This window comes from Streptomyces sp. NPDC050211, assembly GCF_040656035.1.
Classification (GTDB): domain Bacteria; phylum Actinomycetota; class Actinomycetes; order Streptomycetales; family Streptomycetaceae; genus Streptomyces.
Genome location: NZ_JBFALC010000034.1, coordinates 1 through 16290 on the forward strand (window position 1 = coordinate 1; position 16290 = coordinate 16290).

Below are 16290 nucleotides of genomic sequence, written 5' to 3' on the forward strand. Positions count from 1 at the left end.
TGCGGCGCCCACCGCCGCGCGCCCCACCCCCCGCCCCACCCCCGCCGCGCAACAGTCCGAGCGTCTTGTACATCACGTAGGCGCGGGCCACCTTGCCGACGAACGAGCGGCCGTGGCCGAAACGGATCGACCCCAGGATCCAGAACGGGATCTTGAAGACGACGTACATCAGCGCCAGCGTGATCAGCACGTTGACCAGCCCGTTGTCGTTGAACCCGAACAGTCCGTTGGGGCCGAACCCACCGGGAGTCAAGAACACCCGCACCCCGGTGATCAGGGCGAGAGACTGGGCGACCTGGATGGCCAGCACGCCGCCGAAGGCCTTCCACCACCAGCGGGCGACGCCGTCGGTCTGCGGCAAGGCATGGCAGATCAGCGCCAGGGGCGCGGCGACGATCAGAATGATCGTCAGGGCCACGCGGACGACGAAGGTCAGCAACAGGGCGACCAAGACCCCGATGGCCACGAGCCACATCAGGACCATGAAGATGCTGCCGCTGTCGGAGTTGAAGGAGCTCAGCACGAAGTCGCGCAGCGCAGGCCCGGCAGTGTCGGCGTTGACACCGCCGCCCATGGCCGCGCGGGAGAGGGCATTGGCCAGGTCGACGGCCTTGCCCCCCAGGAACAGCGACAGCGCGGCGGCGAGGAACCCCAGGGGAATCCGTGGCGCAATTTCCTTGATCGAATAGCGGGTCTGCACCGTCTCGTGACTCATCACCACGACCCCGGCGATGGCGACCAGCAGGGCGTAGCAGGCAAGAGCGATCTGCCAGGAGTTCGTCCACAGCTCGCCCACGCGCGGCATGGACGCGGGACTCGGCGTAGTCAGCAAGGTGCCGCTGAGCAGGTCCAGCAGCGGATTGAGCGCGAACTTGATCACCGATTTGAAGAAGCCTGTGATCGCGCTGCTGATGCCCTTGGCGATCCACCCGGATATCCCGCCGGTGCCGTCGCCTTCTGGAACCTCGGCCGGGGGCATGGTTCCCGCCGTCGGGCGCGGGGAGGCCGATGCGCTGGGCTGCGGAATGCAGTCCGACGCCGAGCACGAGGACTCGGTCCCTGACGGTGTCGGTGTGGGCTCAGTGGAGGCGGTTGGGGCCGGCGCCGGGCCGGGACTCGGGCTCGGGCTCGGGTCGGCGTAGGCGGAGAACACCGACGCCAGTACCGCCAGGACGATGGTGGCGAGCACCAGGGCGCGGCGCCAGTGCCGCCACCGGCCGCGGCGGTTCGGCTGCGCTGGGCGCCCGGCCTCGGTCCGGCCGGAGGCCGCGGGAGCCGGGAGCCGGTGTGCCAGGGCGGTGGTGGCCTGGGCCGGGGCGGGGGTCATCAGGCCCCCACGATCCCTTTGAGGATCTCGACCACCAGCGGGGCCAGCGCGGCCAGCCCATAGCCCCAGCCCGCGCTCTTGAAGGCGGTCTTGGCCTTCTCCACCTCACCGGGATCACCCCCGGCCATGACGTAGCGCACGCCGCCGATGGACAAGAACACCGTGGCCAAGCCCGCCAGGATGCCCATGATCCAGTTGCGGATGTTGTTCAGGACCTCGTCGACCGACTTGGCCAAGGCCAGGACGTGAGCCGGCTCGGCGGCATGCGCCGAGGTGACGACGACGGCGAGCACCAGCAGCGTCAAACCGGCCAGCATGAGCCCCCGGCACAGCCAGCCGCTACGAGGCTCATGCCCGGGGCGACGGCGGGTTGCGGTGTCCGCAGGGGGGCGGGTACGGCGGCAGGACAGGGGGATTAGGCGCATCGGGGGGCCTCCGGAGACACGCGGGACGCGAGGGCGGGTGTGGATCCCCCGCACTCGAGAAGGCCGGAATCAGCGCCCGTTTTGGACACCGCCACTGCGGATTTCCGACCGGGCTGTGCTGGACCGTCCTGCCCCATCGCGATAACGCACGGTGACCGCCGGGCCGGGCGGGACTGCGAGGTCTGTGAGGCCAGATCGTCGGCGAGGTAGGAGGCGACCGGGTCGTCCGGGTCGGTGGCCGTAGTCTGCTCGCGCAGGAAAGCGACCAGGCGTCGCTCGGCACGCCGGCGGGCCTTGTAGGCCGCCTCATGGGACATCTGGTGGCGGTCGGCCCAGTCGGTGATGGGCGTCTCGTCCAGTCGGGTGGCGCCGATCAGGTCGGCCTCAGTCCGGGTCAGGACCGACTGCCGGACCGCCCGCGCCAGCACCAAGTCGGGGTGACCCCACGGCGGCTTCGGCGGCCCCGACCGGAACGCGCTGGCCACCGGCATGGGGGCGTCCAGCGCCTCGGACAGCGCTGTGAACCCGGCGCGGTAGGCCGCCCAACGCAGCCGCACGAGCACCCGCGGGCGGTCCACATCGATCGTTGCAAGGGCGCCGAGGAACCCCGAGAGCACCTCGCCATGCAGGTCGACCACATCGCCGGGGAACCGAGCCGACAACCAACGGGACACCCCGGCCAGAGCCGGCAGCGCCATCCCCGCGCACGCCAGCGTCCACGTCGCCCCCTGCTCACGGGACTGCCGCACCAGGTACGCCCAGACCTCGTCCCGGGTACGCCGCGGGCAGCGGCGGCGCAGCATCCGGTCCCGCAACTCATCCAGCGGGATGTACCGGTTGGGCAGACCCGGGTAACGCCGGCCATCCAGGGACAGCGGCTGCGGTCCGGTCACCAGCAGCGTGAAGCACTCCCGAGCGGTATCCAGCGGCGACGGCTGCCCAGTGGCGCGAGCGCGGTGGGCGGTATGCCTGTCAGCCATGTCAGGCAACTCCTTCACGAGGCGAAAGAAACGACGCCTCAAGGAATCCAGACAGCCGACAAGAAACCGACAAGAAAAGAACAAGGAGGCTCCCCGCCAGGGATCTCCTTGATGCTAAAGATTGCTTAAACAGACTTCTGCTCTGGGGGGATTCCGTAACTGCGGGAACCGGCTGACGATGTGGGTCTCAGTAGGCCTTTAGTAACGGCTAAGTAGCCTATGACCTGCAACTTTAGTGCTGTCGTAGTAAGTCTTTAGGCGTCTTGGCGGACGCGTCACGCCGATGACCTGACGTCTTGTCGCGGCTGATCGGCGGTCGGCAAGAAGCCGTAACTGACGGGCTGAGAAACGGTCGTCGGCCAGACCCCGACCCCGCCCTCCGGGGCAGGCCGGGATCTTTTCGGAAAGCCTCGCAACCTGCTTTAAGGTGTCCGTCCAATGGCGGGGAAGCGGGGCTGCCGAGCATGGGCGGGCACGACGAATCTCGCGGCGCGGTGTCCAAAACAGTCCCGAATCCCGGCCTTCTGCGGTGACAGCGCACCACCCGGTCACTACAGCACCCAGGAGAGTGGACATGACACCACCGCCCCGCCCGCAGCCCCCGCACGGCGCCTCCACCCCGCCAGACCAGCACCGGCCTTGCCCCATGCCTGCGTGCCGCAGCGCACGCAACCAACGGCCCCGGCGTCCCCGGCGCCCGGGCTCCGTCTGGCCGGTCGCCCAGCCCTCCCGCCACCCCGACGCCCACGTGATCGAACCATGGCTGATGGAGACCATCAACCGGGTCGTCGCCACCTACACCCGGCCCAGCCACCGCGTGCTGCTCCTCGCCCCGCCCACCGGCCCCGGCATGCCCGCCCCCGACCGGGCCACACCGGGTACCCGGACCGGAGGCGGACCGCTTCCCGTATTGATCGAGGCGGCCGGGACGGCACGCCGACTCGGCCGCACCCTCGAAGCCGTCACCGCCGCCCCCGACTTCGACGCCCACGCCACCGCGGACACCGCATCGCCGGGGTGGCAGTCGGTACACCGACTGCCACCCGAGTCGGTCCCTCCCGCACCGACCGGCCACCGACCGGTCCGGCGACGCCGCGGGCCGACCGCAGTCGGCCCGGACCGCTACGACGCGGTCGTCGCACTCGTCGATCCACACCATCCGGAATGGGTCCCAGACGTCTCGTGGGGCAGTCTGCTGGCTCCCTCAGGAGTCCTCGCCGTCATTACCCACAGTGACCACCGACGCGGCAGGTTGATCGACCCGGGCGGCCTCGTGACACGCGCCGCCCACGCTGCTGGACTGGCGCAGCTCGATCACGTAGCGCTCCTTCAGGTCCCCGTCCGCGAGGGTGCCCTCGTCCCCGAGCCGGACCCGTCGGCTGTCCTTCCCACCGACGACGCGCCCTGCGCTCCGGCCCCGTGCCACATGCGGGTGCATGCCGACCTCCTGCTGTTCGCCCGCCCTCAGAACGCTTCCGACCCCATGGGGGAGGAGCGCCAGTGACCGCCCGCTTCCCGCAGCCCCGCCCGCTCATCTCGGTCTGGCCCACCGGACAGCTCGACAGCCACGCCCAACTCGCCGAAGGCCGCTACGTCCCCGAGACCGCCCGGGACTCCGGCCGGATGCCCCCGGCCGTCGCCGCCCACGCCATCACCACCTACACCCGCCCCGGCGACACCGTCCTGGACCCGGACTGCGGCGCGGGCACCGTGCTGACCGAAGCCCTGCGCTCCGGCCGGCACGCCATCGGACTGACCGGCCAGCCCCGTTGGTGGCCCGTCGCCCGCGCCAACATCACTGCCGCCAAGCATGACGGCGCCACCCCAGACGGCATGGTGCTCGACCACCCGCCCGCCTCCGCCGCTACCCGGCTGGCCGGACTGTCCGGGCACATCACCCTCATCCTGACCGCCCTGCGCCCCACCGCGTCCGCCTGCCAGCCCGGTCGGCCGGGCAACGGCGAAGCTGGATCGGCCGCCCCGGCCGCCTGCCTGCATCAGGCGCTGATCGAGTGCCGGCCCCTGCTGCGCCCCGGCGGCCACATCGTCGTCACCGTACGGCCGCACCGACAGCGCGGCCGACTGCTGGACCTGACCAAGCAGGCAAACGACGCCGCGCGTGCGGCCGGACTGGTGCCCGTCGACCGGTGCGTGGCCCTGCTGGCCGAACTCCGCGGCGACCGCCTGCTCGTACGGGCCTCCATGGCCCAGCGCCGGTGCGCCGCCCGCCACGAGCGCGTCACCGGCCACCCGGTCACGCTGCCCGCCCACCATGACGTTCTGATCTTCCGAGCCCCGGACGAAGCGGCCGCAGCCGCCGCTCTTCGACCCCCACCTCTCGTGCGGCGGCCCTCCGTCGAAAGTCAGGCGGCTCACGACGACATGCCACGGGAGGCGGCATGATCACCCCGTACTTCGCCGGTGATGCCGTCACCCTGTACACCGGCGACGCAGTCGAGGTCCTGCGCGAACTCCCCGACAACGCTGCGGACTGCGTGGTCACCTCACCCCCGTACTGGGGGCTGCGTGACTACGGCACCGGCCAGTGGGTCGGCGGCAATCCTGTCTGCACGCACTCCACCGGGCGGGGTACCAGCACTGCCCCGCCCCACCATCCCCGCACGCCCTATCCGGCCTCGCCGGCGCACCGGGGCGATACCCCCCGCACCTGCCGACGTTGCGGCGCCGTCCGCCAAGACCGCCAGTACGGGCTGGAGGCCACCCCCGAGGACTACGTTGACGCCCTGCGCGGCGTGTTCGCCGAGCTGCGCAGGGTGCTGACGGCCACCGGCACGGTGTGGCTCAACCTCGGCGACTCCTACAGCGCCACACCGCCAGGGCGCACCGATGACCCGATGCGCAGGAGCACCGCGATGGGCCGCCGTGCGCTGGGGATCATGCGGGATTCCGTCCAACGTGCCGGGGTCGACCGCACCCAGGCCCTGCCGCGCAAGAACCTGATCGGGATGCCGTGGCGGGTGGCCTTCGCGCTGCAGGCGGACGGCTGGATCCTGCGCAACGCCGTCGTGTGGCACAAGCCCAACGCCATGCCCGAATCGGTGCACGACCGGTTGTCCAACCGGTACGAGCTGGTGTTCCTGCTGGTGCAGCAGCAGCGGTACTACTTCGACCTCGACGCCATCCGCGAACCACTGGCCCGTCCCGAGGCCCTGGGGGAAGGCATCATCATCGGCGGCTCCCGCAAAGGCCGCCGCGCAGGTATCGACGCCACCGAACGCCGACGGGGCCAGAGCGTTTACGGGGAGGGCAAGTACACCGACCACACCGCCTTCGCCGCCCATCCGCCCGGCGAGGCGCTGCGGCCCACCGGACGACGGCACACAGCTGCCCACATCAAGGGCAAGAACCCCGGCGACGTGTGGTCGATGCCCACCCGTCCGCTGCGGGCCGCCCACTTCGCCGCCTACCCCATCGATCTTCCCCTGCGCTGTATCGCCGCCGGATGCCCGCCACACGGCACTGTGCTCGACCCGTTCAGCGGCGCCGCCACCACCGCCCTCGCCGCCCGCCGGCTCGAACACCATTACGTCGGCATCGACCTGCGCGGCGACTTTCACGACATCGGCCTGGACCGGCTCGGCCTGCCCCGCCCCGGGACCCCCCCGCCGCAGGACAGGAGGGCGGCATGAACCCGCGCCCCCAGGGTGAGCATGGACCGTCAGGGGCCCGGCCTACGGTGAGACTGCTGACAGGGGACGCCGTGGAAGTGCTGCGGACCTTGCCCACCGGCAGCGCCGACTGCGTGGTGACCTCGCCGCCCTACTGGCGACTGCGGGACTACGGCACCGGCTCCTGGACCGGTGGCAGCCCCGCCTGCCCGCACCCGGATGCCATCGACCCGGCCGGTCCTCCCGCATCGGTGAGTGCGCCGCGCTCCTGCGCCCGCTGCGGCGCCGCCTGGACCGACGAGCAGTACGGACTTGAAGCCACCCCGCTCGCTTACGTCCAGCACCTGAGGCAGGTCTTCGCCCAGCTTTACCGCGTCTTGGCTCCCACTGGTACCGCCTGGCTCAACCTCGGCGACAGCTACTCCGCCAACAGCGACGGCTACTGGTGCAGCCGCCCCGGTCAGTACCGCCAGCCCCGCTACCGACCCCTCGCCGACGTGCCCCACAAGAACCTGATCGGCATGCCCTGGCGAGTCGCTCAGGCACTCCAGGTCGACGGCTGGATCCTGCGCAACGCCATCATCTGGCACAAGCCCAACGCCGCCCCCTTCCCCAGCCGCGACCGGCTCACCTGCCGGTACGAAGTGCTCTTCCTCCTCGTCAAACAGCAGAAGTACTTCTTCGACCTCGACCCGATCCGCCAGCCCTACACCGGGGACCGGTCCTTGTCCCGTCGCGCGCACCGAAGCGGCAACAAACCGCACACCGCCCGTGGCACCTGGCCGCCGGCCGGCCAAACACAGACAGCAAGCCTGCCCCCGCCCGGGCGAAACCCCGGCGACGTCTGGACCATCCCCGTCACACCGGGACAGCACCAGCTCCACCCCGCCGCGTTCCCCATCGACATCCCGCTGCGCTGCATCGCCGCCGGATGCCCGCCGCACGGCAGCGTGCTCGACCCCTTCAGCGGAACCGGAACCACCGGACAGGCCGCCGTCCGCCTCAATCGCCCGTACACCGGCATCGATCTCAACCCGGCCTTCCACCGCCACGCCCTCACCCGCCTCAACGACGTGGTGCCCGGCATTGGCGACGTCGCCGACCACTCCGCCGGCCCCCGAACGGAAGCCGCATGAACAGCGACACTTTTCCCCAGGAGCGAGTTGCCGCCCGCACAGGACGTCAAACCCGTCGGGCACTCGCCCCCACACGCACCAGGCCGAGTCAGCCGGTGCTGAATGTCGTCCCGGTGACCTTCCGTCAGGCACGCTCCTTCATCGCAGCTCACCACCGCCACCATCGTCCGCCGCAAGGAATGAAATTCACGCTCGGCGTGGCCACGAAGGAAACCCTGGTCGGGGTGGCAGTGGTGGGACGCCCGATCGCCCGCCACCTGGATGACGGACGCACCGCGGAAGTCACCCGCACCTGCACCGACGGCACACCCAACGCCAACTCAGCCCTCTACGCCGCCGCCTGGCGAGCAGCGCGTGCCCTCGGCTACCAGCGGCTGATCACCTACAGCGAGCGCGGCGAAAGCGGGGCCAGCCTGCGAGCAGCGGGCTTCCAGCCTACGGCGCGCCTCGCTCCTCACCACGGATGGGACCGCCCCAGCCGACGCCGTCGGCCCTCAAACCAGGGCATCGCCCGAACCCGATGGGAAGTTGCGCGTGCTCCGGATCCGAGCGGACCGACCGGCCGGGCGAACAACCTGTTCCCGGATGACCAACTCCACACCGGTACCTAGCCTTCCGGGCCTCCCAAAACGCCTCTCGGACTGTAGGATTCCGGGCCCTAAAACGAATCTGACCAGCTGTTTTGCCCACCGATCAGCAACGGGCCCGGCGCGCAGACCTCAAGGGAGAGACATGCAGACCACCCCGCCACCACAGGCGTTCATCCCCAGCGCGAACACGAACGCCGCCCCGGCGCCCACCAACCGCTCGGCCACTGCAGCCCGGCCGCTCCTGCGGGCCGCCTTCTACGGGCGGACCAACAGCCCCTACCTCGGACACGCGGGCAAAATCATCGCCCAGCAGTTCCAGATCTGCGGCTCTGCCTGTTCAGGCCGCGCCGAACTGGTCCGCTACTTCTACGACATACCGCAGGCAATCGACCGGACCGAACTCCACCGGATCCCGCCATTCCTGCACGGGCCGTCTGAATATTACGGAGGCTGGCAGGACCTTGTCGCGACCCTTCCGAAGGAAGGGCGGGATTTCGACGTCGTCGTATGCTCGTCAATCGATCGCATCTCTCGCCAGGCCCGGCTGTTTAAGGAACGAGTACTCCCGCTTATTTCCTGCCGAGTATCAATCGTTTGTGCGCAGGATGGATGGCATGAGAACACGCCTCCACTGTGGAGCCTGTCCTTTCTGCCCGAGATTGAAATACCTGCCAGTGAGCGTTGTTTACCGGCCTCCAAGCGCTGTAGCGCCGGGCTTGAAATTACCGACAACCCGGAAGGAGGCGCGTGACAGAGACGCATTGGGAAATAAGGCCACTTACCGACGGTGAATACCATCGTCTACTGCGAGTCCTCTTTGCCCCTCGCCTAGGCCGACTCGTCCTGGTCTCCAGTAATACCTCAGAAAAACACTCTACAAAGCATCCTGGGCGGAGTGAGAGTGCGGCGGGCCATCGAGCTGCATGACGGTAGAAGTGCATAGAAGTGCACTTAATGCATGTGATGACGATGTGTTTCCTTAAATGGCAAGCGCAAGATCGCCGTTACCTCGGTCACGCAGGAAGTCGGCATCAACGGCTGAGCTCGCCTCGGCCCGGGAGCTTCCCCCTGACTCCCGGACCCGTGTCACAGCACCCCAACCACAAGGAAGTAATCCGCGTGACTAGCAGAACAGTTGCCTCGGCGTCCGCCGTGGTGCACCGGGCGACCACCCCGCAGCCGGCCCTGCGTGCGGCGGTCTACGTCCGTGTTTCCACAGCTGAGCAGACACACGGCTACGGCATTGAGGCCCAGCTTGACGGATGCATCGAGTTCGTCAGGCGGAAGGGCTGGACCGTTGTTGACGTATATAAGGACGAGGGCGTCTCGGGTTCTCTGACCAGCCGCCCCCAGCTGAACCGGCTGATGGCCGATGCGAGGGCCGGACGTATTGACGTCATGGTGGTCCACAAGTACAACCGGATCGGCCGGATCGGCAAGGCATTCTGGGGCGTGATCTGGGCGCTCGAAGAGCTGGACGTGGCGTTCACCTCGGTCACCCAGGAGATCATCGATACGACCACGCCCGCCGGCAAGTTCATGCTCAAGCAGTACGCCGCCCTGGCCGAGCTGGATTACGACAACATCCGGGACCAGTTCCAAGGAGGTATCCAGGTCAAAGCCACGCTCGGTGGCTGGCCGGGCGGTGCGCCCCCCTACGGGTATCGGATCGAGGGCAAGGGCAAGCGCGGCTCGTACCTCGTCCAGGACCCCCACGAGGTCGCGCTCCTCAAGCGCATGTGGACGATGGCCGTTGAGGAGGGACTCAACACGGTCCGGATCGCCGCCCGGCTGAACGCCGAGCAGCTATACACGAGATCGGGCGTGCCCTGGTCGGCGGCCAACGTGCGCGGCAAGCTCGTCTCGGACTCGACGCTCCGGGCCACCACGACCTTCCGGAACCCTGAGCGTGCGCACGCTGGACACGGGGCGAAGCTCGACAAGGACGGCACGCCCAGGCACGGGACGACAGTGACGATCCAGCTCGACCCGGTCTTCACGCCGCAGGAGGCCACCGATCTGAGCCGGGCGATGGGAAGGCTGGGCACCGGCAGGCCGAAGCCGAAGCCGCACGGTTATCCGCTGTCGGGGAGGCTGTTCAACCAGTACACCGGGTGCAACTTGCACTACGTGGGCATGAAGCGCTCCGGCCGGGAGGGGCGCTGGTACCGGTGCACGGGCAAGGCTGCGAAGTACCCGGGTGATCGTGTCTGTTCGTGCGACATGGTTGACGCCGATGCCGTCGAAGCCGCCGTGTGGTCGAACGTGGTCGGGCTGCTGGGCGACCCGGACCGCCTCCGGGCTATGGCTGCTGAGTGGGTCGGGATAACTGCTGGCGAGAAGACCAACTACGCCGACCGCATCACTGACCTGGACAGCCAGATCAGCGACCGTGAGGCAGCCCTGGTCAGGACCGTCACGGAGTACGCGAAGCTGAACCTGCCGAAGGTCGCTCTCGAAGCAGCTAGTCGTGCGCTGTCCGAGGAGCTTGACCAACTGCGGGCGATGCGCAAAGAGGCCGCCGCCTGGCAGGAAGAATCCGAAGCTGCCGGGCACCGCGCCGACGAGCTCATCGCCCTGGCCAGCGTTGCTCGTGAGCGGCTGGCCGATATGACCTCTGCCGAGCAGGCCGAGATACTCGCGCTCCTGGACGTGCGGGTCACCATCACCGGTCCCGTTCCGCGACCTCGGGTCGGGCTGGCCTGCTCGATGCGGGAATGGTTCACGGAGAACAAGCGGCTCGTCCCGGACGAGTTGACCGACGAAGCATGGGCACTGGCCGAGCCCATCGTCAAAGCATGGGAACCGCCCAACCACAGATGCCGACCCGGCCGCGTGATGCTCGACGCGATGTTCTACAAAGCGCGCACAGGCGTTCTGTGGGAGCAGTTGCCTGAGCGCTTCGGCGCCTGGAAGGGGATCCACTCCCGTTATCAAACTTGGCGTTACTGCGGGGTGTGGGACGAGATCTTGCAGGCTCTCCCCAGCGAGGGCACCCCGGTCTGGACGCCACCTCTCGTACCGCCGCTGCGGGTTGAGGGCAAGGTCGATCCGCGCATGATGACGCAGGAAGAAGCGGCACCCCTAGAAATGGGCGCACCCGGGCCGGCCACCAGCGGACTCTCGGCCGGGGTGCACGAACTTCTGCGCGCAGACGCCGTGCTGGTCACCGACGCCGCGGATGTCGTGGAGCTGGTCGGCGACATGGGTGAGCTGGCGCCGGACCGGCGAGGTCCCGTGCTGCCGCGGGACCTGCTGGAACCCGGCGCCCGCCGGGTGCTGGCCGCCCTGCCCGCCCGCCGTGCCGCGGCGGCGGACGAGATCGCGCGCGGCGCGCAGACGACGGAGGACGACACGATCGCGAGACTGTACGAACTCCGAGCACTTGGTTACGTCGAACGACACGGCGACGGCTGGAAGTTGACACGCCAGGCAATGATCTCCGTCCGTGACGGTCGGCACGGCTGCTGACCGAGCGTGTTCGGCCGTCCGGGGGAACCCCGACGGCCTTGGGATTTCCCGCAGTTGGCGCCCGCCGGTGATCACGTAGAGCGATCACCGTGACCCGGCGGTGCGTCCAGCGGAACGTATCTGCGCACGCCTTCCGCCCCGCCGTTCGCGCACTGCGACACTTCAGTCACGCTACGCTCACGAGGATCCGGGCGCAGACCGGCAACTCCACATCAGACCGACAGCTCACCCAGGCACCCCCACTTCACGGCAGAACGGCACAAGGCAACGAATGCCCCAGCACACTTCCGGGTCCGACCGGGCGGCGATCCCCCCAGCCGCCCGTGACGGTGGCAGCGTGCGGCCGCCCGCTCCCTCGACGCTCGACGAGTTGTGGCGGTCGTACAAGGCGACGGGGGACGAGCGGCTGCGCGAGCAGCTGATCCTGCACTACTCGCCGCTCGTGAAGTACGTCGCCGGCCGGGTGAGCGTGGGGCTGCCGCCCAATGTCGAACAGGCGGACTTCGTCTCCTCCGGGGTGTTCGGGCTGATCGACGCGATCGAGAAGTTCGACATCGACCGGGAGATCAAGTTCGAGACGTACGCGATCACCCGGATCCGGGGCGCGATGATCGACGAGCTGCGGGCACTCGACTGGATTCCGCGGTCGGTGCGGCAGAAGGCGCGCAACGTGGAGCGGGCGTACGCGACGCTGGAGGCGCGGCTCAGGCGGACGCCGTCGGAGGGGGAGGTGGCCGCCGAGATGGGGATCGCGGTGGACGAACTCCACTCGGTCTTCAGCCAGTTGTCGCTGGCGAACGTGGTGGCGCTGGAGGAGCTGCTGCATGTGGGGGGTGAGGGGGGCGACCGGCTGAGCCTCATGGACACGCTGGAGGACACCGCCGCGGACAACCCCGTGGAGGTGGCCGAGGACCGGGAGCTGAGGCGGTTCCTGGCGCGGGCGATCAACACGTTGCCCGAGCGGGAGAAGACCGTGGTCACGCTGTACTACTACGAGGGCCTCACGCTCGCCGAGATCGGGAACGTGCTGGGGGTGACCGAGAGCCGGGTCAGCCAGATCCACACCAAGTCCGTGCTCCAGCTGCGGGCGAAGCTGGCGAGTTTCGGCCGCTGAGCGGGGGAGCGGGCGGGAGTGTCTCCCCTCGCGGGCGGTGCGTCCGTACAGTGTTTGACGTGCCAAGGATTCGAGCGGCCTCTGTGGCCGAGCACCGGTCGATGCAGCGAGCCGCCCTGCTGGACGCGGCTCGGTCTTTGCTGTCCGAGGGTGGGACGGAGGCGCTGACCTTTCCGGCCCTCGCCGAGCGGACGGGGCTTGCGCGGTCGTCCGTGTACGAGTACTTCCGGTCGCGGGCCGCCGTGGTCGAGGAGCTGTGCGAGGTCGACTTCCCCGTGTGGGCGGCGGAGGTGTCGGCGGCCATGGAGCGGGCCGGTACGCCCGAGGGCAAGGTCGAGGCGTATGTGCGGCAGCAGCTTGCGCTGGTCGGGGACCGGCGGCACCGGGCCGTGGTCGCGATCTCCGCGAGTGAGCTGGATGCGGGGGCCCGGGAGAAGATCCGGGCTGCGCATGGGGGGCTGGTCGCGATGATCGTCGAGGCGTTGGGGGAGATGGGGCACGCGGAGCCTCGGCTTGCCGCGATGTTGCTGCAGGGTGTGGTGGATGCGGCTGTGCGGCGGATTGAGCTGGGGGCTGCGGAGGAGCCTTCGGCGATCACGGATGCGGCTGTGGCTATGGCGTTGCGGGGTGTGTGCGGCTGAGTGAGGGCTGGGCGGGGGTGGGTCGCGCGGCCCGGCGCTTGCGGGGTGCCGCCTGCGCCCACCCGTGCCGCCCCAAGCGGCACGACTGCCCGCAGGCTGACGGCATCACAGCAGAGGTGCGTCCAGCACCGGCAGCAGTCTCGATGGGCCCCTGTTCAGGAGCCACGGTGGCAGTAGCTTCAGTGGGTCCAGGTAGGTCTCGCCCCTGAGCAGGCCCCAGTGCATGCATCTTGTCGTGCAGTGCGAGCCGCCCGCCTCCACCGTCCCCACCACCTCGCCTGCCTCCACCTCGTCGCCTTTCTTCAGGGAAGGGCTCACCGGTTCGTAGGTCGTTCGCAGGGGTGGGGCGCCCGTTTCTGTCAGTTCCACTGAGATGACCCCCTTTCCGGCCACTCGGCCCGCGAAGGACACCCGGCCAGGCGCCACCGCTCGTACGGGTGTGCCGGGGGTGGCCGTGAGGTCGACGCCGCGGTGGCCGCGGCCGTATGTCGTCGCCGGCGGTTCCCAGCCCCGTACCACCGAGGGGCGTACCCCCACTGGCCAGGTGCGGGCGATGGCCGGAACCGTGGGGTCGAGGGGCGGAGGTGCCGCGGGCATGGCGGCCGGGGTGTCGGCCCATGCGACAGGCGCCAGGGCCGCAAAGGTCAGGGCGAGCAGGAGGCCCGCCCAGGTGACCGCAGATCGTTTCGCTTGCGCAGGTGACATGGGAGAACGGTCCCGCACAGCGGCCGATCATGGCCGGGACCTGTGGACTACTCCCGGGTTGTGGACAGCGGCGTCACCCGGTACCCCGCGGGTCCCGTACACTTCTTCTGGCGATCCGGGCCACCGGGTCGACTTCGCACGCCCCGACACTCCGACCGGAAACGGTCCCTGTGTCAGCGCTCCTCGGTCCTTAGCGGCACGGCGCATGTGGGCGTCAGGCGCGAGTGCTGATCCGGCACTCGCGGCACAACCGAGAAACTCAAGGAGAACGGCCATGGCCGTCGTCACGATGCGGGAGCTGCTGGAAAGCGGCGTCCACTTCGGTCACCAGACCCGTCGTTGGAACCCGAAGATGAAGCGATTCATCTTCACGGAGCGCAACGGCATCTACATCATCGACCTGCTCCAGTCGCTGTCGTACATCGACCGCGCCTACGAGTTCGTCAAGGAGACCGTCGCCCACGGCGGCACGGTCATGTTCGTCGGTACGAAGAAGCAGGCGCAGGAGGCCATCGCCGAGCAGGCCACCCGCGTCGGCATGCCCTACGTCAACCAGCGCTGGCTGGGCGGCATGCTCACCAACTTCTCGACCGTCTACAAGCGTCTGCAGCGCCTCAAGGAGCTCGAGCAGATCGACTTCGAGGACGTCGCGGCCTCGGGTCTGACCAAGAAGGAGCTTCTCGTGCTCTCGCGCGAGAAGGCCAAGCTGGAGAAGACCCTCGGTGGTATCCGCGAGATGCAGAAGGTGCCCAGCGCCGTCTGGATCGTGGACACCAAGAAGGAGCACATCGCGGTCGGCGAGGCCCGGAAGCTCAACATCCCGGTCGTCGCCATCCTCGACACCAACTGCGACCCCGACGAGGTCGACTACAAGATCCCGGGCAACGACGACGCGATCCGCTCCGTCACCCTGCTCACCCGTGTGATCGCCGACGCCGTCGCCGAGGGCCTCATCGCCCGTTCCGGCGTGGCGACGGAGGGCAAGGGCGAGAAGGCCGCGGGCGAGCCGCTCGCCGAGTGGGAGCGCGACCTGCTCGAGGGCGAGAAGAAGGCCGAGGAGGCCGCTCCGGCCGCCGAGGCCGCTGCTGAGGCGCCGGCTGCCGAGGCTCCCGCCGCCGAGGCCGAGGCTCCCGCCGCTGAGGCCCCCGCTGCCGAGGCCGAGGCGCCTGCCGCTGAGGCTCCCGCCGCCGAGGTCGCTGAGGCTGCTCCGGCCGCCGAGGGCGAGCAGGCCTGACCCTCTGGGTCGTAGGGCCGTATGGCTGAAAGTGATGGCGGGTGGCGTCGACCACGCCACCCGCCGTTCACCCGCAGCCTCTAGATCTGCAGAGTCCGCAGATCTTCGTAGCCCGTAGATCTTCGGCGTACGCCGCTCAAGCCGCGGCCGCCGCCGACTTCGAGACTTCGAACTCCGAGAAGAGATTCACAGATCATGGCGAACTACACCGCCGCCGACGTCAAGAAGCTCCGTGAGCTCACCGGCGCCGGCATGATGGACTGCAAGAAGGCGCTGGACGAGGCCGAGGGCAACGTCGAGAAGGCCGTCGAGGCGCTCCGTATCAAGGGCCAGAAGGGCGTCGCCAAGCGCGAGGGCCGCTCCGCCGAGAACGGCGCCGTGGTCTCCGTCATCGCCGACGACAACTCCTCCGGTGTCCTGGTCGAGCTGAAGTGCGAGACGGACTTCGTCGCCAAGGGTGAGAAGTTCCAGGCTGCCGCAGGCGCGATCGCCGAGCACGTCGCCAAGACCGCTCCGGCCGACCTCGAGGCGCTGCTCGCCTCCGAGATCGAGCCCGGCAAGACCGTTCAGGCGTTCGTCGACGAGGCCAACGCCAACCTGGGCGAGAAGATCGTCCTGGACCGCTTCGCGCAGTTCGGCGACGGCTTCGTGACGGCGTACATGCACCGCACGATGCCCGACCTGCCGCCGCAGATCGGTGTCCTCGTCGAGCTCGACAAGCCCAACGCCGAGGTCGCCAAGGGCGTCGCCCAGCACATCGCCGCGTTCGCGCCGAAGTACCTCTCCAAGGAGGACGTCCCGGCCGAGGTCGTCGAGTCCGAGCGCCGCGTCGCCGAGGAGACCACCCGCGCCGAGGGCAAGCCCGAGGCCGCCCTGCCGAAGATCGTCGAGGGTCGCCTCAACGGCTTCTTCAAGGACGCCACGCTGCTGGGCCAGCCGTACGCGCTCGACAACAAGAAGTCCGTCCAGAAGATCCTGGACGAGGCCGGTGTCACCCTGAAGCGCTTCTCGCGCATCAAGGTCGGCATCTGAGTCCGT

General features: G+C 69.1%; 13 protein-coding genes and 3 pseudogenes. 12 read left to right on the top strand and 4 right to left on the bottom strand.

Annotation, left to right across the window (positions count from 1 at the left end; translation table 11 throughout):
- The 3 genes and pseudogenes from AB0I98_RS28945 to AB0I98_RS28955 form a co-directional block, all read right to left on the bottom strand.
- Positions 1 to 979 (bottom strand): annotated as a pseudogene (locus AB0I98_RS28945) (hypothetical protein); the annotation flags it as partial.
- A 347-nt stretch (positions 980 to 1326) separates the two neighbouring features.
- Positions 1327 to 1632, bottom strand: a complete 306-nt coding sequence (locus AB0I98_RS28950) for a pilin (RefSeq protein WP_362947039.1) — start codon at positions 1630 to 1632, stop codon at positions 1327 to 1329.
- 110 nt (positions 1633 to 1742) lie between these two features.
- Positions 1743 to 2732 carry a hypothetical protein gene (locus AB0I98_RS28955; RefSeq protein WP_362947042.1) on the bottom strand — a complete coding sequence of 330 codons (990 nt, stop codon included), beginning with the start codon at positions 2730 to 2732 and terminating at the stop codon, positions 1743 to 1745.
- Positions 2733 to 3498: 766 nt separating this feature from the next.
- On the opposite strand from AB0I98_RS28955, the gene AB0I98_RS28960 reads away from it, so the two are divergent.
- The 10 genes and pseudogenes from AB0I98_RS28960 (at position 3499) to AB0I98_RS29005 (ending at position 13313) form a co-directional block, all read left to right on the top strand.
- Positions 3499 to 4236, top strand: coding sequence for a hypothetical protein (locus AB0I98_RS28960; protein ID WP_362947044.1), 738 nt, complete (start codon positions 3499 to 3501; stop codon positions 4234 to 4236).
- Positions 4233 to 5135: a DNA methyltransferase gene (locus AB0I98_RS28965; RefSeq protein WP_362947047.1), complete on the top strand. Its 903-nt coding sequence runs from the start codon at positions 4233 to 4235 to the stop codon at positions 5133 to 5135. The genes AB0I98_RS28960 and AB0I98_RS28965 overlap by 4 nt, the downstream gene beginning before the upstream one ends.
- Positions 5132 to 6382, top strand: a complete 1251-nt coding sequence (locus tag AB0I98_RS28970; RefSeq protein ID WP_362947049.1) for a site-specific DNA-methyltransferase — start codon at positions 5132 to 5134, stop codon at positions 6380 to 6382. The genes AB0I98_RS28965 and AB0I98_RS28970 overlap by 4 nt, the downstream gene beginning before the upstream one ends.
- Before the next feature lie 47 nt (positions 6383 to 6429).
- Entirely contained in the window at positions 6430 to 7497 is a 1068-nt protein-coding gene (locus AB0I98_RS28975; protein ID WP_362947052.1) for a site-specific DNA-methyltransferase, read from the top strand.
- Entirely contained in the window at positions 7494 to 8108 is a 615-nt protein-coding gene (locus AB0I98_RS28980) for an XF1762 family protein (protein ID WP_362947055.1), read from the top strand. Before AB0I98_RS28975 ends, AB0I98_RS28980 begins: the two co-directional genes overlap by 4 nt.
- A 121-nt stretch (positions 8109 to 8229) precedes the next feature.
- The gene (locus AB0I98_RS28985) at positions 8230 to 8838 is read left to right on the top strand and encodes a recombinase family protein (RefSeq protein WP_362947058.1); all 609 of its coding nucleotides are present in this window, start codon (positions 8230 to 8232) and stop codon (positions 8836 to 8838) included.
- Between the two features lie 218 nt (positions 8839 to 9056).
- A pseudogene (locus AB0I98_RS28990) lies at positions 9057 to 11045 on the top strand (recombinase family protein); the annotation flags it as partial.
- 132 nt (positions 11046 to 11177) lie between these two features.
- Positions 11178 to 11558: pseudogene (locus AB0I98_RS28995) on the top strand (DNA-protecting protein DprA); the annotation flags it as partial.
- A gap of 271 nt (positions 11559 to 11829) precedes the next feature.
- Entirely contained in the window at positions 11830 to 12672 is an 843-nt protein-coding gene (whiG, locus tag AB0I98_RS29000) for an RNA polymerase sigma factor WhiG (RefSeq protein ID WP_301984576.1), read from the top strand.
- Between the two features lie 83 nt (positions 12673 to 12755).
- Positions 12756 to 13313, top strand: coding sequence for a TetR/AcrR family transcriptional regulator (locus AB0I98_RS29005; RefSeq protein WP_301987618.1), 558 nt, complete (start codon positions 12756 to 12758; stop codon positions 13311 to 13313).
- 105 nt (positions 13314 to 13418) lie between these two features.
- On the opposite strand, the gene AB0I98_RS29010 is transcribed toward AB0I98_RS29005, so the two are convergent.
- Complete coding sequence (locus AB0I98_RS29010; RefSeq protein ID WP_362947222.1) at positions 13419 to 13910, bottom strand: M23 family metallopeptidase; 492 nt, start codon at positions 13908 to 13910, stop codon at positions 13419 to 13421.
- 382 nt (positions 13911 to 14292) lie between these two features.
- Here AB0I98_RS29010 and rpsB point away from each other — a divergent pair, with 382 nt between their 5' ends.
- Entirely contained in the window at positions 14293 to 15252 is a 960-nt protein-coding gene (gene rpsB, locus AB0I98_RS29015; RefSeq protein ID WP_362947061.1) for a 30S ribosomal protein S2, read from the top strand.
- 195 nt (positions 15253 to 15447) lie between these two features.
- Positions 15448 to 16284 (top strand): translation elongation factor Ts, encoded by an 837-nt coding sequence (gene tsf / locus AB0I98_RS29020; RefSeq protein ID WP_362947063.1) that lies wholly within the window; start codon positions 15448 to 15450, stop codon positions 16282 to 16284.
- The last annotated feature ends 6 nt before the right edge of the window (positions 16285 to 16290 follow it).

Coding starts and splice junctions, on each gene's coding strand:
- AB0I98_RS28955 (WP_362947042.1), bottom strand. CDS start 2,732: ATGGCTGACAGGCATACCGCCCACCGCGCTCGCGCCACTGGGCAGCCG.
- AB0I98_RS28960 (WP_362947044.1), top strand. CDS start 3,499: ATGGAGACCATCAACCGGGTCGTCGCCACCTACACCCGGCCCAGCCAC.
- AB0I98_RS28970 (WP_362947049.1), top strand. CDS start 5,132: ATGATCACCCCGTACTTCGCCGGTGATGCCGTCACCCTGTACACCGGC.
- AB0I98_RS28980 (WP_362947055.1), top strand. CDS start 7,494: ATGAACAGCGACACTTTTCCCCAGGAGCGAGTTGCCGCCCGCACAGGA.
- AB0I98_RS28985 (WP_362947058.1), top strand. CDS start 8,230: ATGCAGACCACCCCGCCACCACAGGCGTTCATCCCCAGCGCGAACACG.
- whiG (WP_301984576.1), top strand. CDS start 11,830: ATGCCCCAGCACACTTCCGGGTCCGACCGGGCGGCGATCCCCCCAGCC.
- AB0I98_RS29010 (WP_362947222.1), bottom strand. CDS start 13,910: ATGCCCGCGGCACCTCCGCCCCTCGACCCCACGGTTCCGGCCATCGCC.
- rpsB (WP_362947061.1), top strand. CDS start 14,293: ATGGCCGTCGTCACGATGCGGGAGCTGCTGGAAAGCGGCGTCCACTTC.
- tsf (WP_362947063.1), top strand. CDS start 15,448: ATGGCGAACTACACCGCCGCCGACGTCAAGAAGCTCCGTGAGCTCACC.